16 protein-coding genes are annotated in these 16,720 nt (G+C 73.1%); 9 read left to right on the forward strand and 7 right to left on the reverse strand.

The features are described 5' to 3' along the window. Positions 1 to 113 precede the first annotated feature (113 nt). Positions 114 to 815 (reverse strand): 2-phosphosulfolactate phosphatase, encoded by a 702-nt coding sequence (locus tag OG462_RS35355; protein ID WP_406064101.1) that lies wholly within the window; start codon positions 813 to 815, stop codon positions 114 to 116. Between the two features lie 123 nt (positions 816 to 938). Between OG462_RS35355 and OG462_RS35360 the strand changes: the two genes are divergently transcribed. The 3 genes from OG462_RS35360 to OG462_RS35370 all read left to right on the forward strand — a co-directional run bounded on the left by OG462_RS35360 (position 939) and on the right by OG462_RS35370 (position 4,724). After that, positions 939 to 2,999 carry a Xaa-Pro dipeptidyl-peptidase gene (locus OG462_RS35360; RefSeq protein WP_406064103.1) on the forward strand — a complete coding sequence of 687 codons (2,061 nt, stop codon included), beginning with the start codon at positions 939 to 941 and terminating at the stop codon, positions 2,997 to 2,999. Continuing rightward, positions 2,996 to 4,303 (forward strand): M14 family metallocarboxypeptidase, encoded by a 1,308-nt coding sequence (locus OG462_RS35365; protein ID WP_406064104.1) that lies wholly within the window; start codon positions 2,996 to 2,998, stop codon positions 4,301 to 4,303. The genes OG462_RS35360 and OG462_RS35365 overlap by 4 nt, the downstream gene beginning before the upstream one ends. 118 nt (positions 4,304 to 4,421) lie before the next feature. Beyond that, the gene (locus tag OG462_RS35370) at positions 4,422 to 4,724 is read left to right on the forward strand and encodes a hypothetical protein (RefSeq protein ID WP_406064106.1); all 303 of its coding nucleotides are present in this window, start codon (positions 4,422 to 4,424) and stop codon (positions 4,722 to 4,724) included. Positions 4,725 to 4,807: 83 nt separating this feature from the next. Here the strand turns inward: OG462_RS35370 and OG462_RS35375 are convergent, their stop codons facing one another. Continuing rightward, positions 4,808 to 5,764 (reverse strand): FAD-dependent oxidoreductase, encoded by a 957-nt coding sequence (locus tag OG462_RS35375; RefSeq protein WP_406064108.1) that lies wholly within the window; start codon positions 5,762 to 5,764, stop codon positions 4,808 to 4,810. Positions 5,765 to 5,846: 82 nt separating this feature from the next. Between OG462_RS35375 and OG462_RS35380 the strand changes: the two genes are divergently transcribed. The 4 genes from OG462_RS35380 to OG462_RS35395 all read left to right on the forward strand — a co-directional run bounded on the left by OG462_RS35380 (position 5,847) and on the right by OG462_RS35395 (position 9,285). Beyond that, on the forward strand, positions 5,847 to 6,419 hold the full coding sequence (locus tag OG462_RS35380; protein WP_406064109.1) for a hypothetical protein: 573 nt from the start codon (positions 5,847 to 5,849) through the stop codon (positions 6,417 to 6,419). Between the two features lie 34 nt (positions 6,420 to 6,453). Then, positions 6,454 to 8,091 carry an ABC-F family ATP-binding cassette domain-containing protein gene (locus OG462_RS35385; protein ID WP_406064111.1) on the forward strand — a complete coding sequence of 546 codons (1,638 nt, stop codon included), beginning with the start codon at positions 6,454 to 6,456 and terminating at the stop codon, positions 8,089 to 8,091. 64 nt (positions 8,092 to 8,155) lie between these two features. Beyond that, on the forward strand, positions 8,156 to 8,884 hold the full coding sequence (locus OG462_RS35390; RefSeq protein ID WP_406064113.1) for a 2-phosphosulfolactate phosphatase: 729 nt from the start codon (positions 8,156 to 8,158) through the stop codon (positions 8,882 to 8,884). Then, positions 8,881 to 9,285, forward strand: a complete 405-nt coding sequence (locus OG462_RS35395) for a hypothetical protein (RefSeq protein ID WP_406064115.1) — start codon at positions 8,881 to 8,883, stop codon at positions 9,283 to 9,285. The genes OG462_RS35390 and OG462_RS35395 overlap by 4 nt, the downstream gene beginning before the upstream one ends. Positions 9,286 to 9,358: 73 nt before the next feature. Here OG462_RS35395 and OG462_RS35400 read toward each other — a convergent pair whose 3' ends face one another. The 4 genes from OG462_RS35400 to OG462_RS35415 all read right to left on the reverse strand — a co-directional run bounded on the left by OG462_RS35400 (position 9,359) and on the right by OG462_RS35415 (position 14,149). After that, positions 9,359 to 9,811 (reverse strand): DUF2690 domain-containing protein, encoded by a 453-nt coding sequence (locus OG462_RS35400; RefSeq protein ID WP_406064117.1) that lies wholly within the window; start codon positions 9,809 to 9,811, stop codon positions 9,359 to 9,361. Between the two features lie 189 nt (positions 9,812 to 10,000). Then, positions 10,001 to 10,456, reverse strand: a complete 456-nt coding sequence (locus OG462_RS35405; protein ID WP_406064119.1) for a DUF2690 domain-containing protein — start codon at positions 10,454 to 10,456, stop codon at positions 10,001 to 10,003. A 210-nt stretch (positions 10,457 to 10,666) separates the two neighbouring features. After that, positions 10,667 to 13,093: a Tex family protein gene (locus tag OG462_RS35410; protein ID WP_406064121.1), complete on the reverse strand. Its 2,427-nt coding sequence runs from the start codon at positions 13,091 to 13,093 to the stop codon at positions 10,667 to 10,669. A 186-nt stretch (positions 13,094 to 13,279) separates the two neighbouring features. Next, positions 13,280 to 14,149, reverse strand: a complete 870-nt coding sequence (locus OG462_RS35415) for an SCO6745 family protein (protein ID WP_406064123.1) — start codon at positions 14,147 to 14,149, stop codon at positions 13,280 to 13,282. A 124-nt stretch (positions 14,150 to 14,273) separates the two neighbouring features. Here OG462_RS35415 and OG462_RS35420 point away from each other — a divergent pair, with 124 nt between their 5' ends. Both OG462_RS35420 and OG462_RS35425 read left to right on the forward strand, forming a co-directional pair. Then, entirely contained in the window at positions 14,274 to 15,245 is a 972-nt protein-coding gene (locus tag OG462_RS35420; RefSeq protein ID WP_406064125.1) for a GlxA family transcriptional regulator, read from the forward strand. Positions 15,246 to 15,275: 30 nt separating this feature from the next. Next, entirely contained in the window at positions 15,276 to 15,914 is a 639-nt protein-coding gene (locus OG462_RS35425; protein WP_406064127.1) for a DJ-1/PfpI family protein, read from the forward strand. A gap of 25 nt (positions 15,915 to 15,939) precedes the next feature. Here OG462_RS35425 and OG462_RS35430 read toward each other — a convergent pair whose 3' ends face one another. Next, a complete protein-coding gene (locus tag OG462_RS35430) occupies positions 15,940 to 16,683 on the reverse strand; it encodes an enoyl-CoA hydratase/isomerase family protein (protein ID WP_406064129.1) in 744 nt (247 codons plus the stop codon). Between the last annotated feature and the right edge of the window lie 37 nt (positions 16,684 to 16,720).

Raw genomic sequence — 16,720 nt, forward strand, 5'->3', positions numbered from 1 at the left:
ACACTATTCAGTCCCCCGACACACCGTCACGTCCAGAGGACCCCCTGTCACACGATCGCCATTCGGCCGACATGAACCCATCCGTCCCTGGAATCACCGCACGTCGCCGGCGGTCAGATCGAAGCCTCGTCGGCCGGCGAAGGCACGGCGCACGGACGGAGGACCATGAGCGAGTCCTCCAAGGTCGCCACCATGGCGAAGGGGAACCGGTCGAGCTCGAGACAGAGCGCGACGTCATCGGGATGGACTCCTTGACGCACGCCCTCCGCCAGCTCGTGGGCGGCGCGCGACTCGCCGGCGCGGCGGAGGAATTCGGCCGCATCCGTCGCAGCCCCGGTGGCCCTCCGGGCGATGTACTGAGCGCACGCCAGATCTTCGTCGGCGTGCCCGTCCTCGCCGGTGACCACGAACGTGACACTGCCGCACTCGCGGGTCCGCAGGACCCGAGCCGTCGCCTCCGCCACCACGAAGCCGGCACACAGCACCAGCGACGCCTCCTTGACCGCGAGGGCGCCGACCGTCCCGGCCGTGGTCTTCTGCACGACGGTCCGTCCGCCGAGGTCCAGAGACCGCAGCAGGCCCGGCGAGTTGACGGCGTCGAACCCGGGCGCGGACGGGCCGTCCTTGAGCGCCACCCACCCCGGGTGGCGAGTCTTGAGCGCCAGGGCCTCGTCCAGCGACTCGGCGAGAACGATCTTCTCCGCCCCTTGGGCAAACGCCCAGGCGGCCACCGTGAACGCACGCATGACGTCGACCACGACGGCCACGGACGGGGCTTCGACCAGCTCAGGGATACCAAGGAAACGAGCGTCCATGCGCTCATGATCACGCACGCTCGATCCGAAGCACCCGAACAGTGACGCGCATCACATCGACCCGGTCTCCGTGCGCGGAAGGCACTCTTTTGCGCGGGAGTTGACCGGGGTACCTTCCGGCCCATGCCGATGCGAATGCGGAGAACCCGCGGAGCCCGACTGCCGTACGGAACCCTCGTGGCCGCGGCCACGGCCGCCCTGCTCGCGACCCTGGTCACGCCCGCCGGGGCGCAGCCGGAGCCCGCCGGGCCCGCCGTGCGCGCGCCTTCCGGACCCGCCGTGTCGTCCTCGCCCTTCGTACGCGAGTCGCGGCCCGTTCACTCGTACGCCGACGCCATCCGTGAGTCCGTCTGGGTGGACACCGGCCTCGACGGCGACGGTGACGGGCGCGCGGACCGGGTCGCCGTCGACATCGTCCGCCCCCGGGAGGCCGCCGCGGCCGGCCGGAGGATCCCGGTCGTCATGGACGCCAGCCCGTACTACGCCTGTTGCGGACGCGGCAACGAGGGACAGAAGAAGACCTACGACGCCGACGGAAACCCCGTCCAGTTCCCGCTCTTCTACGACAACTTCTTCGTCCCGCGCGGCTACGCCTTCGTCGCCGTCGACCTCGCCGGCACCAATCGCTCCGACGGTTGCGACGACGTCGGCGGGCGTTCCGACGTCCAGTCGGCCAAGGCCGTCGTCGACTGGCTGAACGGCCGTGCCCGCGGCTACACCTCCCGTACGGGGGACACCCGGTCCCGCGCCACGACCTGGAGCACCGGGAACGTCGGCATGATCGGCAAGAGTTGGGACGGCACCATCGCCAACGGCGTCGCCGCCACCGGCGTCGAAGGGCTGAAAACGATCGTTCCGATCGGCGCCATCTCCTCCTGGTACGACTACTTCCACTCCCAGGGCGCCCCGCTCTACAACGCCAACCCGAGCTGGCTCTCCGAGTACGTCAACAGCCCCGAGGCGCAGGCCCGGTGCGGCGCCGTCCAGGACCGCATCGCCGCCGGCACCCCGTACAGCGGCGACCGCACGGCCGCCTGGGCCGAGCGCGACCACGTACGCGACGCCGGCAAGGTGAAGGCGAGCGTCTTCGTCGTGCACGGGCAGCAGGACCTCAACGTGCGCGCCAACCAGTTCGGCCAGTGGTGGGACGCCCTCGGCGCCCAGGGGGTCGAGCGGAAGATCTGGCTCTCCCAGGCCGGCCACGTCGACCCCTTCGACTTCCGGCGCGCCGACTGGGTCCGCACCCTGCACCGCTGGTTCGACCACTACCTCCTCGGCTACGACAACGGCATCGACCGTGAGCCGGTCGCCGACATCGAGCGCGCCCCGGACCGCTGGACCACCGACCGCCAGTGGCCGCCGCGCGCCACAGCGGCCACCACGCTGCGCCCCGCCCCCGGTACGGCAGCCGGTCCCGGCGTCCTCGGCCGGGCGCCCGCCGCCCCCGGCTCCACCGCGACCTTCACCGACGACCCGGGTCTGGGCGAACTCGACTGGGCGGCCCGGATCGACAGCGCGACCCCCGAGAAGGCCGGGTTCGTCACCCGTCCCCTCTCCCGTGAGCTGCGCGTCTCCGGCTCCTCCAAGGTGACGGTCACCGCCACCCCGACCACGGCCACCGCGCACCTCTCCGCCGTCCTCGTCGATCTCGGACCCGACACGATCCGCGACTACGGGGCCGCGGGCGAGGGCATCACGACCCTCACCGACCGCACCTGCTGGGGTGCGAGCACCTCCGGTGACAGCGCCTGCTTCAAGGAGACCGAGGCGCGCACGGCGGACGTCGGGTACACGGTCGTCAGCCGGGGCTGGGCCGATCTCGGCACCTGGGCCGACCCGCGCAAGGAGCGTCCGCTGACCCCCGGCAGGGCGTACACGATGACCCTCGACCTCGCCGCCACCGACCATGTCGTCCCGGCCGGCCACCGTCTCGCCCTGATCGTCGGCGGCACCGACAAGGACCTGCTCGACCCTCCGTCGACCACTCCGACCCTGACCCTCGACCTCGCCCGCACCTGGGCGAGACTGCCGCTGGTCGGCGGTGCCGAGGCCTTCGGCCGAGCCACGTCGGGGCCGTACCCGGTCGTGCCGTCACTCACCCCCGCCGTCCCCTCGCTGAGCGGTGCCGTACCGCCGGCCGCCGTCACCGGTCCGCGTCTCCCGGGATTCGGAGCCGCTCGATGAACCCCCGTACGGCGCACCGGAGTTCCCGGCGGGCCCTCGCCCTCGCGGCGGGCGCCGCCGCCCTCGCGCTGCCGCTCGTCACCGTCCCGGCGAAGGCGGCGGACAGCGCGCCCGTGAAGCCGCTCCCGCGCACCGGATTCGAGACGAGCCGGGGCGCCCGATGGACCACCGACGCGGAGGAGCGGGACTTCCTCGCGGCCGTCGACCGGGCGAGCGCACGGCTGTCGCTGCGGGTCATCGGCACCACCGCGCAGGGCCGCCCGCTCCGGCTCGCCACCCTCGGTACGGGCCGCACCACCGTGCTCCTCGTCTGCAGCCAGCACGGTGACGAGCCCGCGGGCCGCGAGGCCTGTCTGAGCACGGTGCGCGACCTCGCCCACGGCCAGGACCGGGAGACCCTGCGCTTCCTCGCCCGGACGACCCTCCTCGTCGTTCCCACCGCCAACCCCGACGGCCGCGAGGCCGACACCCGGGGCAACGCCGACGGCGTCGACGTCAACCGCGACCACCTCGCGCTGCGCACCGCCGAGGCGCGCGCGGTCGCCGTCGTCATCCGCGACCGGCGGCCCGAACTCGTCTACGACCTCCACGAGTACGGTGCCACCCCCCGGTACTACGACAAGGATCTGCTCGCCCTCTGGCCGCGCAGTCTCGACGCCGACCCGCACGTCCACGACGAGTCCCGGACCCTCTCCGAGGAGTACGTCAGGCCCGCCGCCGGGCTCGCCGGGTACAGCAGCGGCATCTACGGCATCTGGACCGACCCCCTCACCGGCAAGCCGCTCAAGCAGGTCGCGGGCGACGGCCAGGAGCGGATCCTGCGGAACACGGCCGGGATCAAGCACTCCGTGGGCCTGCTCGTCGAGACCCGGGTGGACGCGTTCGACGAGGCCGAGCAGAACGACCCGGCGCTCAACCACCGGCGCCGGGTAGCCACCCAGCACGCCGCCCTGGAAGGCGCCTTCGCCTACCTCGACGAGCGGCGCGGACCGCTCACCGCCGCCACCGCGGCCGCCCGGCGCGCCGGATACGCCGACCGGGGCCCGGTCTTCCTCGGCGGCGCCGACAACGATCCGCCGGAGGCTGCGGAGATCCTCGCCGACCCGCCGTGCGGCTACCGCCTGGACGCTGCCCAGTACGCCGAGGTGGGCGACGAACTCGCCCTGCACGGCGTCGCCGTACGGCCTGAGGGTGCAGGAGTGTTCGTCCCCCTCGCCCAGTCGCGGCGCGCGCTCGTCCCGCTGCTCCTGGACGCGCGGGCCACCTATCACCTCGTCAGTGGGAGTCCTGTGGAGGAGTGTTGACGATCACGTGGCCCACGGGCCCGGGTGGCGTGAATCCATCGTTTGCCGAGGTAAAGTTACCGACTGGTACTGACCATGCCTCGAACAGGTCCCCACGGCCTGGAAGTTGGAGAACACCATGCGCACCACCACGACCGCACGTCGTGCCCTCACGACGATGCTCGCCACGACGCTGCTTGCCGGCGGCGTGCTGCTCGGCCAGACGGTGACCGCCGAGCCCGCGGCCGCAGCCAAGATGACCTGCAACATCAGCCAGCTGAAGAACGAAGCCCGACAGGAGCGCAACCGCGCCGCGCAGCTCAGGGGTCTCGGCGCCCACGCGGAGGCCCGCAAGGCCCTCGCCCACGCCGACGCCCTGGAGACGCGCGCCCGCCAGTGCGAGGACGCGGAGAACAACAGCAAGCCGCCGATCTGGCAGTAGGAACACGCGCCGGAAAAGTAGTCCGGTGAGCAAACGCGGGGCGGACGGGGTCCGAAAGGACCCCGTCCGCCCCGCGGCCGTTCTCAGGCCTCCGCCAGCTCCGCCGCCCGCTCCGCACAGCCCCAGGCCACCGTCACGCCCGCGCCCCCGTGTCCGTAGTGGTGCACCAGGCGGCCGCCGCCCGGCAGCGGGACCGCCTCGATCCGGACCCCGCCCACCCGTGCCGGCCGCAGGCCCACCCGGTGGCCGAGCACCCGCGCCCCCGCGATCTCCGGCCGCACCCGCGCGCACCGCGCCACGATCGCCGCCGCCGTCGCCGGATCGGGCTCCGTCCGCTCGTCGTCCTCCTCGGCCGTCCCGCCCAGGATCAGCCGCCCCGGCTGTGGGAAGAAGTACGTCGTCTCGCTCGACCCGGCGTCCGCCGAGGTGAACCACTCCTCGATCCCCGGGTTCTCGACCAGGACCAACTGCCCCCGCACCGGCCGCAGTCCGGGATCCGGTACGAGCTCCCGCGCCGCCGCGCCGGTGCAGTCGACGACCACCCGCGCCCCGGCCGCCGCCTCCTCGAAGCCGGTGACCGTACGCCGCTCGACGACCCCGCCCGCCGCCTCGAACCGGCCCCGCAGCCACGCCAGATGGACCGGCATGTCGATCAGCGGCAGACGTGCGGCAAGACCCACGTCGTACGGCCCCGGCACCTCCTCGGGCGACAGCTGCCGCAGGCCCGGCACCTCCCGCGCCCAGGCGCCGAGTCCGTCCAGAACGGTGTCCGCGTGCACCCCGGGCACCCACCGCACCCCCGTCCGCTCCGGATCGGCGGCCAGTTCCTCGTACTCGCGCAGGGAGACCAGCGCCCAGGCGCCCGCCTCGTCCTCCGGTTCGATCCGGTACGGCCACCACAGCGCCCCCGCCACCGCCGAGGTCGTCGCCGTCACCTCGTCCCGTGACCAGACCCGTACCCGAAGGCCGCGCTCCGCCAGCGTCACCGCGGTCGTCAGTCCGACGACCCCGCCACCCACCACGATCACGTCGCTCTCCATGCCCGGGACCGTACCGGGACCGGGACATTTCCGGGACGGCCCAGCCATGGAACAGGGCCCCCGACCGCGGAATGCTGGATTCATGCCGGCCGCGTACACGACTCTCGACCTCGCCCCCGCCCTCCTCCCGGGCGGTGGGGGCCTCCTTCCCGGGGCCTTCCCCAGGCCCCGCCCCCGCCCCGAGGACGTCGACCTCGTCGTCGACGGCAGGCCGCTGCTCCACCGGCTCGACGAGGCCGACGGCATCGACACGGTCTCGCCCCTGGCGGGCGACCTCCCGCCGGCCCTCCGCGCCGAGCACGTCCGCGGGCTCCTCGACTCCGACGCCGACTCCACTCCCTCGCTCCCGGGCGGCCGCCGGGTGATCTACTCCTGCCCCGACTGCGAGGACCTCGGCTGCGGAGCCGTCACGGCCGTCGTCGAGCGGGACGGGGAGGACGTCGTCTGGCGCGACTTCGCCTGGCAGACCGGCCCCACCGCGGACCCGGCCCGCGACGGCTACCCCGGCGTCGGCCCGTACCGCTTCCACGGGGCGACCTACCGGGCCGTCCTGCGGCGCCTCGGGGCGGAGCCCGACACGGAGCCCGACACGGAGGAGCTCCGGACGGAGGCTCGTGCGGCGGCCCCCTGGGAGGCCCCCGCCCCGCGCCCCTGAGCGGGTTCTTCCGTCGCCTAGAATTCGTTCCCTGATGACTGCAACCCTCGTCGCCAAGGACCTCGCCGCCGGCCACGGCGAACGCACCCTCTTCGCCCAGCTCGACCTCGTCGTCGCCCCCGGCGACGTGATCGGCCTCGTCGGCGTCAACGGCGCAGGCAAGTCGACCCTGCTGCGGCTGCTCGCCGGGCTCGACACCCCGGAGGAGGGCGAGCTCCGGCTCTCCCCGCCCACCGCCGCCGTCGGCCACCTCCCGCAGGAGCCGGAGCGGCGCGCGGGGGAGACCGTGCGGGAGTTCCTCGCCCGGCGCACCGGCGTCGCCGCCGCCCAGATCGCCATGGACGAGGCCACCCAGGGCCTCGTCGACGGCACGCCCGGCGCCGACGACGCGTACGCGATCACCCTGGAGCGCTGGCTGAACCTCGGCGGCGCCGACCTCGACGAGCGCGCCGAGGAGGTCGCCGACTCCCTCGGCCTGACCGTCGGCCTCGACCAGCCGATGACCTCCCTCTCCGGCGGCCAGGCCGCCCGCGCGGGCCTCGCCTCCCTCCTGCTCTCCCGCTACGACGTCTTCCTGCTCGACGAGCCCACCAACGACCTCGACCTCGAAGGTCTGGAGCGCCTCGAAGCCTTCGTGAGGGGGCTGCGCGCCGGGACGGTCGTCATCAGCCACGACCGCGAGTTCCTCACGCGTACCGTCACCAAGGTCCTCGAACTCGACCTCGCCCAGCAGCAGATCACGCTGTACGGCGGCGGTTACGAGTCGTACCTGGACGAGCGGGACAGGGCCAGGCGGCACGCGCGCGAGGACTTCGAGGAGTACGCCGGCAAGAAGGCGGCCCTCGAAGCACGCGGTCACATGCAGCGGTCCTGGATGGACAAGGGCGTCAAGAACGCCCGCCGCAAGGCCACCGACGGCGACAAGCTCGGGCGCAACGCGCGCAGCGAGGCCAGCGAGAAGCAGGCCGCGAAGGCCCGCCAGACCCAGCGCATGATCGAGCGACTCGACGTCGTCGACGAGCCCCGCAAGGAGTGGGAGCTCCGCATGGAGATCGCGGCCGCGCCGCGCTCCGGCTCGGTCGTCGCGACCCTGCGCCAGGCCGAGGTGCGCCGGGGAGACTTCTCCTTCGGCCCCGTCACCCTGCAGATCGACTGGGCCGACCGGGTCGCCGTCACCGGGGCCAACGGCGCCGGGAAGTCGACCCTGCTCGCCGCCCTGCTCGGTCGGCTGCCGCTGGACTCCGGCGACGCGGTCCTCGGCTCGGGCGTCGTCGTCGGCGAGGTCGACCAGGCCCGCAAGCTCTTCCACGGTACGGAGACGCTCCTGGAGGCGTTCTGCGCGGCCGTGCCCGAGACGGAGCCCGCCGAGGTCCGCACCCTGCTGGCCAAGTTCGGTCTCAAGGCCGTCCATGTGATGCGGCCCGCCACCACGCTCTCCCCGGGCGAGCGGACCCGTGCCGCGCTCGCCCTGCTCCAGGGCCGGGGCGTGAACCTGCTCGTCCTCGACGAGCCGACCAACCATCTGGACCTGCCGGCGATCGAGCAGCTTGAGGCGGCGCTCGACTCGTACACCGGCACGCTGCTGCTCGTCACCCACGACCGGCGGATGCTCGACGCGGTCCGCACGACGCGGCGCATCGAGGTCGCCGACGGCAAGGTGACCGAGCTCTGATGACGGCCTCGTATCCGGTGTGCCGGGCCGCGAGGACGGCCCGGTGCGGCGGGCAGGACCCGCGATGACGGTTTCGTTCGGGTGGGGACCCGTCGAGGCGCGGGTTCTCGCCCCCTCGGCCGCCTGCGTGGTCGTCGTGGACGTGCTGTCCTTCACCACCACCGTGGGCGTCGCCGTCGAGGCCGGCGCGGCCGTGTATCCGTACCGGTGGCGGGATGCGACGGCCGTCGCGTACGCGAAGAGCGTCGGGGCGAGCCTCGCCGTGGGGCGAAGCGAGGCGACCCCCGAGCACCCCTGGACCCTCTCCCCGGCCGCCCTGCGAGCCGCCCCGACGCCGCCGCGCCTGGTCCTGCCCTCGCCGAACGGCTCCACCATCGCGGCCGAGGCCGGTGACGCGACCGTCGTCGCCGCCTCCCTGCGCAACCACTCGGCCGTCGCCCGCTGGCTCACGGACCGGGGGTACGGCTCCGCCGGACGCCCCCTCGCGGTGATCGCCTCGGGCGAGCGGTGGCCGGACGGTTCGCTGCGGCCGGCGCTCGAAGACCTGCTCGGCGCGGGCGCGGTCCTCGCCGGGCTGCGGGCCGCGGGCCCGCACGTCCTGACCCCGGAGGCGACCGCGGCGGCCACGCTGTGGTCGGCGACGGAGGACCCGGTCGCCGCGTTGCACGGCTGCGACTCGGGCCGTGAACTGTACGAGTACGGCTTTCCGCAGGACGTGGCCGTGGCCGCCGAGACCGACAGCTCGACGACCGTCCCCGTTCTCGTGGACGGCGCATTTCAGGAGGCACCATGACCGACGACGTCATCACCCGGCTCATCTCGATGCTGGACGACCTCGACGCGGACGTCGACGCGACGATCGACCTCGCCGACGAGATCGCGGCGGGCGGCGACCGGGCGCTGCTGCCGCGTCTGACGGCCGAGCTCGACCGGGCGATCGCCGAGCGGAACGCGTACGCGCGTGAGCTGCTCGGCGGTGTCGTCGCGGGCGTGGGCGGTACGGAGACCCTCCCGGTCCTGGTGCGCGCCTCCGCCGTCGACCTCGGTGACGACCAGGACGGCCTGGCGACCGAGATCGTCGACCTGGTCCAGGCGGACCCGAAGACCGCCCGGAGTCTGCTCCAGCCCCTCACGGAGGACGACGACCTCTCCGTCGCCAATCGCGCCGACTGGGCGCTGCGCTTCCTGCCGTAACGGCGCCCGCGCGCGAAGAGGCCACAGCCCGGTGGGCTGTGGCCTCGTTCACGTGGACGCGGGGGTCAGCGGTCTACCAGAAGGCGCTGCAGTCGATCTTCTCCGTGCCGGAGTCCTTGATGCAGACGCGGTAGTAGCTGGTGCTGCCGCCCAGCATGTTGGACCAGTCCGAACCGGGGTCGGGGAACGTGACCGAGAGGCTGCGCTGGAACCCGGTGCCGTAGCCCGACCACTTCTCGATGTAGCCGTACTTGTCCCACCAGTTGTTGGGCCCGGACGGGTCGGTGACGCGGACCCAGGCGGCCTGACACGCGGGGGACCAGCGCAGCTCGGCCTTGAGGCTGCCGTCGGCTGTGGCGGTCTGCTTGGTGACGGCGTCGCCGTCACAGCCCATGGAGACGGGACCCTTGTTGTCGCAGCCGGCGCCGGAGCAGCCGGCGGCGTACGAAGTGCCCGCCAACGGGATGAGGGCCATGGTCATCGCGGCGGCCGAGACCGTCGCCGCCTTCGCGATCATGCGCTTCATGGACGTGCAACCTCCAGGAACAAGGAAGATTTCAAGCCCCCCGTGGGGGCCGAAGCTGATCATGGTGGCTTGTTCTGAGCGCGTCAACGGGTAAATCGGGCGACCTTCCTGGCGTCTTGACGCCCGTACGTGAAGAGGCCACAGCCCGGTGGGCTGTGGCCTCGTTCATGCGGACGCGGGGGTCAGGGTCTACCAGAAGGGGGTGCAGTCCACCTGGTCCGTGGCGGCGGGGTCGCTGATGCAGGCGCGGTAGTAGGCGGTGGGGCTGCCCAGCATGTTGGTCCAGTCATTGCCCGAGCTGGGGAACGTCACCTGGAGGCTGCGCTGGAACCCGGTGCCGCGGCCCGACCACTTCTCGATGACGCCGTACCGCTCCCACCACATCTCACCGTTGGTCGTGACCCGGGCCCAGGCCGCCTGGCAGGTGGGGGACCACCGCAGCTCGACCCTGAGGCTGGAGTTGGTGCGGGACGTGGCGCTGCCCTTGGTGACGGCGTCGCCGTCACAGCCCATGGAGACGGGACCCTTGTTGTCGCAGCCGGTGCCGGAGCAACCGGCGGCGTACGAGGTGCCGGCGAGCGGGATGAGGGCCATGGTCATCGCGGCGGCCGAGACCGTCGCCGCCTTCGCGATCATGCGCTTCATGGTTGTGCAACCTCCAGGAACAGGAAGATCGTGCGCCCCCCCGTGGAGGCCGAAGCCGATCATGGTCGCCTGTTCTGTGCGCGTCAATGGATTAATTCGGGCCACCTCGGTGCGGTGGCCGGACGACGCGGGGCCGCCCCCGCGCCCCCGGTCGAGGGGTACGGGGACGGCCCCGGCGATCCGGTCGGAAACCGCCTCCGACCTCGGCGTTCATCGACGCTTGCGGTCGCCCTCGCCCAGCAGTCCTGCCTTGCGCAGCGCGTCCGCCATGGCACTGTTGGAGGGCGCCGGTGCCGGCGAACGTTCCCGGCCACCCCGGTCCCCGCGGTCGTTCCGGTTCCCGCCCTCGGCCTTGCGGCCGCCGCCGCCCTGCCGCTGCTGCGGCGGCCGGCCGGAGCGCTCGCCCCGGTCTCCCCGCTCGCCTCGCTCGCGCTTGGGCGCCCCGCCCTGGCCACCCTGGCCGGGCTCGTCGTCGAGCCGCAGCGTCAGCGCGATCCGCTTGCGCGGGATGTCCACGTCGAGGACCTTCACCTTGACCACGTCGCCGGGCTTCACCACATCGCGCGGGTCCTTGACGAAGGTCTTCGACAGGGCCGAGACGTGCACCAGGCCGTCTTGGTGCACGCCGATGTCCACGAACGCCCCGAAGGCGGCCACGTTGGTGACGACGCCCTCCAGGACCATGCCGGACGCCAGGTCGCCGATCTTCTCGACGCCCTCCTTGAAGGTGGCCGTCTTGAACGCCGGTCGCGGGTCGCGGCCCGGCTTCTCCAGCTCACGCAGGATGTCCGTCACCGTCGGCAGACCGAAGGTCTCGTCGACGAAGTCGTCGGCGCGCAGCGAGCGCAGCGTGCCCGTGTCACCGATCAGCGCGGCGACCTGGCCGCCCGTCGTCTTCGCCATCCGGCGCACCACCGGGTACGCCTCCGGGTGCACCGACGAGGAGTCGAGCGGGTCGTCGCCGCCACGGATGCGCAGGAAGCCCGCGCACTGCTCGTACGCCTTCGGGCCGAGCCGGGCCACGTCCTTCAGCGCCTTGCGGGAGCGGAAGGGACCGTTGGCGTCCCGGTGCGCGACGATGTTCTCCGCGAGACCGGAGCTGATGCCCGAAACCCGCGAAAGCAGCGGCGTGGAGGCGGTGTTGACGTCGACGCCGACACCGTTCACGCAGTCCTCGACCACGGCGTCCAGCGAGCGCGAGAGCTTCACCTCGGCCAGGTCGTGCTGGTACTGGCCGACGCCGATGGACTTCGGGTCGATCTTCACCAGCTCCGCGAGCGGGTCCTGGAGCCGCCGGGCGATGGAGACCGCGCCGCGCAACGACACGTCGAGGCCCGGGAGTTCCTGCGAGGCGAACGCGGAGGCCGAGTAGACCGAGGCGCCCGCCTCCGAGACCATCACCTTGGTCAGGTTCAACTCGGGGTGCTTGGCCAGGAGTTCGGTGGCCAGCTTGTCGGTCTCGCGGGAGGCCGTGCCGTTGCCGATCGCGATCAGTTCGACCGCGTGCTCCTTCGCGAGGCGCGCCAGCCTGTCAAGCGCCTGGTCCCACTTGTTGGCGGGGACGTGCGGGTAGATCGTGTCGGTGGCCACGACCTTGCCGGTCGCGTCGACCACGGCGACCTTCACGCCCGTACGGAAGCCGGGGTCGAGGCCCAGCGTCGCCCGGGTACCGGCCGGCGCGGCGAGCAGCAGATCGCGCAGGTTCGCCGCGAACACGCGGACCGCCTCGTCCTCGGCGGCCGTCCGCAGCCGCAGCCGGAGGTCGATGCCGAGGTGCACGAGGATGCGGGTCCGCCAGGCCCAACGGACCGTGTCCTGAAGCCACTTGTCGCCGGGGCGCCCCCGGTCGGCGACACCGAAGCGACTCGCGACGATCCCCTCGTACGAGGAGGGTCCGGGGGTCTCGGAAGGCTCCTCCGGCTCCAGGTCCAGGCTGAGCACGTCCTCCTTCTCGCCGCGCAGCATGGCGAGCACCCGGTGCGAGGGCAGGGCCGTGAAGGGCTCGGTGAAGTCGAAGTAGTCGGCGAACTTCGACCCGGTCTCCTCCTGCCCGTCGCGCACCTTGGCGGTCAGCCGGCCGCGGCTCCACATGCGCTCGCGCAGCTCGCCGATGAGGTCGGCGTCCTCGGAGAACTTCTCGGCGAGGATCGCCCGCGCGCCCTCCAGGGCCGCGGCGGCGTCCGCGACGCCCTTGTCCGCGTCCACGAAGGCCGCGGCGGCGGCCGTCGGCTCCACCGACGGATCGGCGAGCAGCCCCTCCGCCAGCGGTTCGAGGCCGGCCTCACGGGCGATCTGGGCCTTGGTCCTGCGCTTCGGCTTGAAGGGCAGGTAGATGTCCTCCAGGCGCGCCTTGGTGTCGGCGGCCCGGATGCGGGCCTCGAGCTCCTCCGTCAGTCTGCCCTGCTCGCGTACCGAGTCGAGGATCGCCGAGCGGCGGTCCTCGAGCTCGCGCAGATAGCGCAGCCGCTCCTCCAGGGTGCGGAGCTGCGCGTCGTCGAGCATCTCCGTCGCTTCCTTGCGGTAGCGCGCGATGAACGGCACGGTCGAACCGCCGTCGAGCAGCTCGACGGCTGCCTTCACCTGTCGCTCGCGTACGCCGAGCTCCTCGGCGATCCTTGCTTCGATGGACGTCGTCACGGTGTCCCGACTCGCCTTCTCGTGCCTCAAGCTTGCGAGTGCATTGTGCCGGGTCGGTCACCCGTACGCGGTAACCGACCCGTCCCGCGCGCGTCCCCGCGCGTGCGCAGCGCACTTCCGCGCGCCCGGGGTCACCCTCCTCGGCGGGTGAGGCCCGTGGTCATCCTTCGCCGGCGGGGCCCGCGGTCACTCCTTGCCGACGAGATCCGCCGGGAAGGCGCCCGCGACGGCCGCCGTGACCAGGAAGCCGCGCCCCAGCTCGGTGAGCCGCTCGACGCCGGCCGCGCCCAGGTGCTCGTACGGGGCGGCGTCGAGCCGGTCGGTGTGCTCCTCGACCTCGGCCCGCAGGGCCGTACCGGCCTCGGTGAGCTCACCGTCGGCGTCGAGCAGCCCGCGCCCGCGCAGCCGCTCCCTCGCGGCCTCCCAGTCGTCGCGCCGCCAGCCGCGGGAGCTGAGCGCCCAACGCGGCGCCATGCCCTTGCCGGTGGCGGTGTGGGAGGCGAGGGCCTCGACGGGGTCGAGCCCGGCCGAGAGGAGGGCCGCGAGGTGCCCGTCGCCCCGGTGCTCGCGCAGCAGCGTGGCGGCGTACCAGTAGGCGAGGTGGGGCTCCGCGGGCACGGGCAGGTCGGCGTGGGCCGAGTACAGCGGCCGGGCGTGCCGGGTGCAGGCCTCCGTGGCGCGCAGGGCGAGCCCGGCCGCCTCGGCCATCTCCGGGGAGGCGACGGTCTCCTCGCCGAGCAGTCGGCGCATGGTCGCGTCGGCGGTGCGCAGCCGCGCGTCCAGGACCTCGGCGGGGGAGGCGGTCTCCCAGACGGCGGGGAGGTGCTTGGAGAGCAGCTCGTGGTTGTAGTTGTAGAACGTCGCGGCGACGGTGCCCGCGCCGACCGCGCCGAGGGCGGCGCTGCGCGAGGCGAGCCGCATCGCGCTCTGGTCGGTGAAGCCGAGGGCGCCGAACTCGCGATCCATGTCGGGCGAGAAGTACAGCGTGGAGTGCAGTGGGTTGAGGGCGTTGTGGCAGCGGCGTCCCGCGCGCGGCGGCAGAGCAGTCGTCGTCATGCCCTGAACGTTACCGACTGGTCGGTACGACGGGAACCGCCGAGACCCCTCCCGCGTGCGCGATGGCAGAAAAGGTGGGGTCGGCGTCATTGCGGCCGTCGTCGCCCCCTCGGAGGATGGTGCCATGACGCAGCGACCCGTTCTCGTCGTTCTCTTCGACGGCGTGCAGAGCCTCGACGTGACCGGCCCCTTCGAGGTGTTCGCCGGTGCCGGCCGAGCCGCCGGCGACCCGTCCGCGTACCCCATCCGCACCGCCTCCCTGGACGGCGGACCGGTCCGTACGCACAGCGGGCTGCGGCTGCTCCCCGACACCACCCTCGACGAGGCCGTCGCCGGCGGCGCCCCGCACACCCTCGTCGTCCCCGGCGGCGACGGCACCCGCGCACCCGACCCCGCCCTGATCGACTGGCTGCGCACCCACGCCCCGGGCGCCGGGAGGCTGGTCTCCGTCTGCACGGGGGCGCTGCTCCTCGCCGAGGCCGGGCTCCTCGACGGACACCGGGCGACGACCCACTGGGCCGCCTGCGACCACTTCGCCCGCTCCTACCCCGAGGTCGACGTGGACCCGGACCCCATCTTCGTACGGGACGGACGGCTCTCCACCTCCGCCGGGGTCACCGCCGGCATCGACCTGGCGCTCGCCCTGGTCGAGGAGGACCTCGGCCGGGACGTGGCCCTCACCGTCGCCCGCCATCTGGTCGTCTTTCTGCGCCGCCCCGGCAACCAGGCCCAGTTCAGTGCCCAGCTGGCCGCCCAGACCGCCCGCCGGGAGCCGCTGCGCGACCTCCAGCAATGGATCAGCGAGCACCCCGACGGGGACCTCTCCGTGGAGACGCTCGCCTCCCGTGCCCGGCTCTCGCCCCGCCACTTCGCCCGCGCCTTCCAGGCGGAGACGGGTACGACCCCCGGCCGCTACGTCGACCGGGTGCGGCTCGAACACGCCCGCCGCCTCCTGGAGGAGAGCTCGCGCGGCGTCGAGGAGGTCGCCCGCGCCGCGGGCTACGGCACCCCCGAGGCGATGCGCCGCGCCTTCACCAAGGCCCTCGGCACCGCGCCGGCGGACTACCGACGCCGCTTCCACATACCTGTCGACTGACCACACATTCGTCCAACGAAAGGGACCATCGTGCAGATCGCCGTCCTGCTCTACCAGGGCTTCACCACGCTCGACGCCGTCGGACCGTACGAGCTCCTGGCCCGCCTCCCCGGGGCCGAGACCGTCTTCGTGGCCAAGGAGGCCGGCCCCGTCCGCAACGACCAGGGCAGCCTCGCCCTCGTCGCGGACAGGACGCTCGCCGAGGTCCCGAGCCCGGACATCGTCCTCGTCCCCGGCGGTCCCGACTCCCGGGAGGCCATGAACGACCCGGAGATCCAGGCCTGGCTCCGCACGGCCGACGAGACCAGTACCTGGACCACCTCGGTCTGCACCGGCTCCCTGATCCTGGCCGCCGCCGGAATCCTCGACGGCCGCCGCGCCACCACCCACTGGCTGGCCTACGAGGAGCTCAGGGCGCTGGGCGTCGAGCCCACCGGCGAGCGGGTCGTCTTCGACGGCAAGTACGTCACCGCCGCCGGGGTCTCCTCCGGCATCGACATGGCGCTGCACCTGCTCGGCCGGATCGGCGGGGACGAGCTCGCCCAGACGATCCAGCTGCTCACCGAGTACGACCCCCAGCCGCCGTACGACGCGGGATCGCCGGACAAGGCCCCGGCCGCGATCGTGGCGCACTGGCGGGGCGAGAAGGTGGAGACCCTGGGCCGGTAGCGCCGAGCCCGGGCCGTCCCCGGGTTCAGGTCCCGTACGTGAAGCGGGGCGCCCGGCGTTCCAGGAAGGCGGCGACACCCTCCGCGGTGTCGCCGCTGCCGCGCGCCTGCTCCGCCCAGTGGGCGTCCCGGTCCAGGCGCCCGTCGGCGAACTCCTTGGCCGCCGCCTGGGTCAGCAGTGAGCGAGAGGCGAGCACCCGGGCGAACTCGGCGACCCGCTTGTCCAGCTCGCCCACCGGGTGCAGCTCGTCCACGAACCCGGTCCGCAGCGCCCGCTCCCCGTCGATCAACTCACCCGAGAAAAGCAGGTACTTGGCGGTCGAGGGCCCCACGAGCGCGGCGAGCCTGCGGGTCGACGAGGACGGGTAGACGATGCCGAGTTTCGACGGGGTGATCCCGAAGCGGGCGCCCTCCTCGGCGAACCGCAGATCGCAGGCGGCGGCCAGCTGGCTGCCGCCCCCGACACAGAAGCCCCGGACGGCCGCCAGGGTCGGCCGGGGGAAGGCCGCGAGCGCCTCCTCGGCCCGTACCGCCAGCGTCTGCTGCTCGTCGCCGGGCTCCCGGAGCGCCGAGATGTCGGCGCCCGCACAGAAGGTGTCGCCCTCACCCGTCAGGACCAGGACCCGGACCGCGGGGTCGGCGGCGAGCCGGTCCAGCACGCCGGGCAGCGCGCGCCACATGCCGGCGCTCATCGCGTTGCGCTTGGCGGGATTGGCGATGGCGACGGTGGCGATCCCGTCCGTGACGCTGTCCTTCAGCTGCGGCTCCATGGGCCGGATGCTATCCGCCGTACCCGAACGTACGATC

This window comes from Streptomyces sp. NBC_01077, assembly GCF_045162855.1.
Taxonomy (GTDB): Bacteria; Actinomycetota; Actinomycetes; order Streptomycetales; family Streptomycetaceae; genus Streptomyces.